Raw genomic sequence first — 3659 nt, 5'->3', positions numbered from 1 at the left:
CCTCGTCTCACCGCGTCTTTCATCCCACACTAATCGAAGCGATATAATGTGGGGATTCCCGTCTGTTTAGCTAAAAAACAATGATTTATTATTGTTATTATAATTCAAATAAAAAGGAGCCAGCAAGTAGAAAATCTAAAAAAATTCTCATGATGACTCGCGTTTATCAATCATAAATTATGCCAAAAAAAATCTCACAAATTCAAGTCAGAAAAATCGCTAAACTTCTTGTGATCTCCTGACATGGAAGCTTGAAGATTGTCACCATCTTTTTCGCTATTCAAGTTGCCTTTGACGCGGGATTTGATGAATTCTTGAGCGTTCGTCTTGTTAAAAGCGAGCGGTTCAGCGTGTTCTACTTGAAATACGTTAGCGTAGAGGTTGGCAATAATTTGTTTGCCACCCTGGGTCAATTCCAAGTAGTTCAAAGCTGCTGGAATGTAGGGGAAAACTCCGTTCCAATAAAACTTGGCGTAATTTTGCCGCAAGTCTCCCGGAGACTTGTAGCCCAAGATTTTATTGGTGCCGACTTCCTCAAATTCGTAGAATAGGGCGCTGATTTTGCGGAGATAATTGGGGTCACTCAACTGACCGATCAAATCGGCGGCCCTGGCGAGTCCAGAATAGTTGTTTCTGTCTTGATGGGTTTCGCTAGCAGGAACTGGGAAGCGTGTCAATTCAATATTGCGCTTAATTTGTTCGGCATCAATTAATGTGTGGCCGCCGAAGCGTTCGTCGATTACGAGTTTTCCTCGATCGACATGGTAAGGAGTTAAACTGGCAGAAGTGGCGCCGATCGCCACAGAAACCATGCCCCCATCAATACCAGTAGCGTAGAGTCCCACAGCTTCTTGGTCTTGGCGGCAAACACCTTTCACGTAGCCGATATCGTGGCACAGTAGCGAGATCAGGTAGTGCAGCCAATCTTCCGGTGACACACCCCCTTCGCGAATATGCTTGCCCCGGAGAATCTCTTGTCCCACCAGGGCCACGAGCATGGTGTGTTCCACATTGTGGTAAAGAGCATCGCAGTTAGCGATGTTTTCCAGAGCCATAGTCCCCGCCCAGGCGATAATTTCAGGGTAATCAGGTTTGTACTTGCCGTAGGTGCGGCGGTAGCCGGCCTGTAGCTCTTGCACAAAAGCGTCAATCAGGATGGCAGTTGCATTGAACATGATAGATTCTCTCACTCAGGCTATAGTTGCAAACTCGATCGCAAATATCTTGGATAGCTGAAAACATAATCAATGGGCATTGGAGTAGGTTTGACCCCTCGCCCAAAGACGGATACAAGCGCCGGCTTAAGTCGTAGATGCTCCCCAGGTTTTAGACCCTAGTTTCAGCTTCCAGATTCATCTGCCGAGTAAATCTCAAATCTCAACTCTCAACTCTCAAATCCACTTACCCCTCGGTGTTGAATTTTAAAGTTCAGCTAGTCTTGTTAGGTAACAAAATTGCTCTTTTGGCTATACTTCCCACGATAACCTAATTTTCCAAGTAAAAGATCGATTTTTTGGTATTAAATATTAGTGAAACAATTTACATCGTTTCACCGACTAATTATTAAAAGTCCTAGGTGTTAAAGTTATGAACTGTCTATTTCCGAGTCTCTCCACTGCGGTCATTCGCGCTCGGCGGTCGATCGCCCCAAAATACCTAGGATTGTTTGCATTCACGGCTGTTTGCACCGCTGCACCGGCTTTGGGAGCCGAGCGAATTTACGTAACTTACGGGCCGCTAGAAGAATCAGTGCCGATCGAATCCCTGGCACTCTTCGCCAAAGAAGGCAAAATAGACTCAAACTTGGACGGCTTCGCTCAGTACGCCAAAAAAACACAGCTAGCGGAGATTCGCAGCGGCCTGCAAGCGAAAGCAGAAATCAGCCATGTGACGATCGCCCAATTCCTCTACACGCCTCAAGGAGAAGTGCTGCTGGAACGATTGGGGCGAGTAATTCAAACCAAAGCTCGGCAGCCCGGATTTTATGCCATCCGAGCGGCCCTAATTTTAGCAGCCTCAGATCCAGAAGGGCTGACAATTCTCAACGTGCTGCAAAAATTCCCCACTTACGGCATCAGGATTGACATCGCGCGGGGTTTGGCTATCGCCAACGAGCTGACATCGCTGATCAACCGTTCCAATCGGACGATCGCCGGAATCGCCCAGTTGTCGGAAGCAGAAGCAGCCTCTGAGCCAGCGATACCGCCAGCCGAACTGTTGCAGCCCCAGCTACCTGGCCCCTACACTTGGAAAAAATCATCGGTAACTCTAACGAGTCCAAATCGCGATCGTACCTTTGATATGGACATTTACCTGCCGCAGGGCAGCCCGCGACCGGCCCCAGTAGTAGTAATTTCCCACGGTTTAGGTTCCGATCGCCTTTCCTTCGAGTATTTAGCCAAACACCTAGCCTCCTACGGCTTTGCCGTCGCCGTCCCCGAACACCCCGGCAGCAACGCCCAACAAATCCAAGACTTAGTAACAGGCAGAGCCAACGAAGTAGCAGAACCAGCAGAATTTATCAACCGCCCCTTAGACATCAAAGATTTGCTCGATTATTTAACCAAACTTTCTACAACCGATCCGGCCTACCGAGGGCTGCTCGACTTGCAGCGAGTCGGCATCATCGGCCAGTCTTTCGGCGGCTATACAGCTTTAACATTAGCCGGGGCGGGGATTAATTTTGCACAGCTAGACAAAGACTGCCAGCTCGAAAACAAAACTTGGAACCTCTCGCTGCTGTTGCAGTGCCGCGCCCGCAGCCTAGATCGCAACCAGTACAATTTCCGCGATCCGCGCGTCAAAGCTGCGATCGCCATCAACCCGATCGTTAGCAGCATTCTCGGAGAAACAAACCTCAGCAAAATCCAAATCCCAGTCATGGTAGTCGGAGGCAGCGCCGATACCGTCGCCCCCGCCTTGCTGGAACAGATTCAACCGTTTACTTGGCTGACATCACCCAACAAATATCTGGTATTGATGAACAACGGGACTCACTTTTCCACGATCGAGGACTCCCCTCAAACCGTCTTTCTGCCACCACCAGAGGTCATCGGGCCCGAACCAGCTTTAGCCCGCCGCTACGTCAACGGACTCAGCGTAGCTTTCATGGAAACCTATTTGAACAACAAATCAAATTTCCGCCCGTATTTAGAGCCGAACTACGCTCTAAGCATCTCCCGAAACACTCTGGGACTGAGAATTTTGCGATCGCTCACCCCGCAGCAACTCCAGCAGTTCAGTTCTGCGCCTGCTCGCACTCCGGCTCCTGCACCTGCGATCGCTCCACCTCCTGTGCCTTCCCAACCTCCGCTACCACCCGTTCCGCGTTAAGAGGTAGGATTCGCCGAAGATTGCCGCGTGATGTGTTTTCGCCTCGCAGTAACGCTCATCAGCTTTCCTTATCACCTTCATCAGTTTAACTGTCGCTACAGGCCTTTACAAACCTTAACGATACCGTTAATAATAGAGACATCATCCGAACATTGAAAAACCAATAGCAATCATAAACACATGACAGCAACCTTACAACAGCGCGAAAGTGCTAATATCTGGTCGCAGTTTTGCAACTGGGTCACCAGCACCGACAACCGCCTCTATGTAGGTTGGTTCGGCGTCTTGATGATTCCTACCTTGCTAACTGCAACAATCTGTTACGT

Annotated in this window: 2 protein-coding genes and 1 pseudogene; 2 read left to right on the top strand and 1 reads right to left on the bottom strand. The window is 49.1% G+C overall.

Annotation, left to right across the window (positions count from 1 at the left end; genetic code table 11):
- Positions 1 to 194: 194 nt before the first annotated feature.
- Entirely contained in the window at positions 195 to 1175 is a 981-nt protein-coding gene (locus tag QUB52_RS28770) for an Npun_R2479 family HD domain-containing metalloprotein (protein ID WP_332970402.1), read from the bottom strand.
- Positions 1176 to 1587: 412 nt separating this feature from the next.
- On the opposite strand from QUB52_RS28770, the gene QUB52_RS28765 reads away from it, so the two are divergent.
- Both QUB52_RS28765 and QUB52_RS28760 read left to right on the top strand, forming a co-directional pair.
- The gene (locus tag QUB52_RS28765) at positions 1588 to 3333 is read left to right on the top strand and encodes an alpha/beta hydrolase (RefSeq protein ID WP_332975645.1); all 1746 of its coding nucleotides are present in this window, start codon (positions 1588 to 1590) and stop codon (positions 3331 to 3333) included.
- Between the two features lie 180 nt (positions 3334 to 3513).
- A pseudogene (locus tag QUB52_RS28760) lies at positions 3514 to 3659 on the top strand (photosystem II q(b) protein); the annotation flags it as partial.

Source organism: Microcoleus sp. A6-C6, assembly GCF_036705955.1.
Lineage (GTDB): Bacteria > Cyanobacteriota > Cyanobacteriia > Cyanobacteriales > Microcoleaceae > Microcoleus.
This window is presented reverse-complemented; position numbering and strand designations above follow the sequence as displayed.

Coding starts and splice junctions, on each gene's coding strand:
- QUB52_RS28770 (WP_332970402.1), bottom strand. CDS start 1,175: ATGTTCAATGCAACTGCCATCCTGATTGACGCTTTTGTGCAAGAGCTA.
- QUB52_RS28765 (WP_332975645.1), top strand. CDS start 1,588: ATGAACTGTCTATTTCCGAGTCTCTCCACTGCGGTCATTCGCGCTCGG.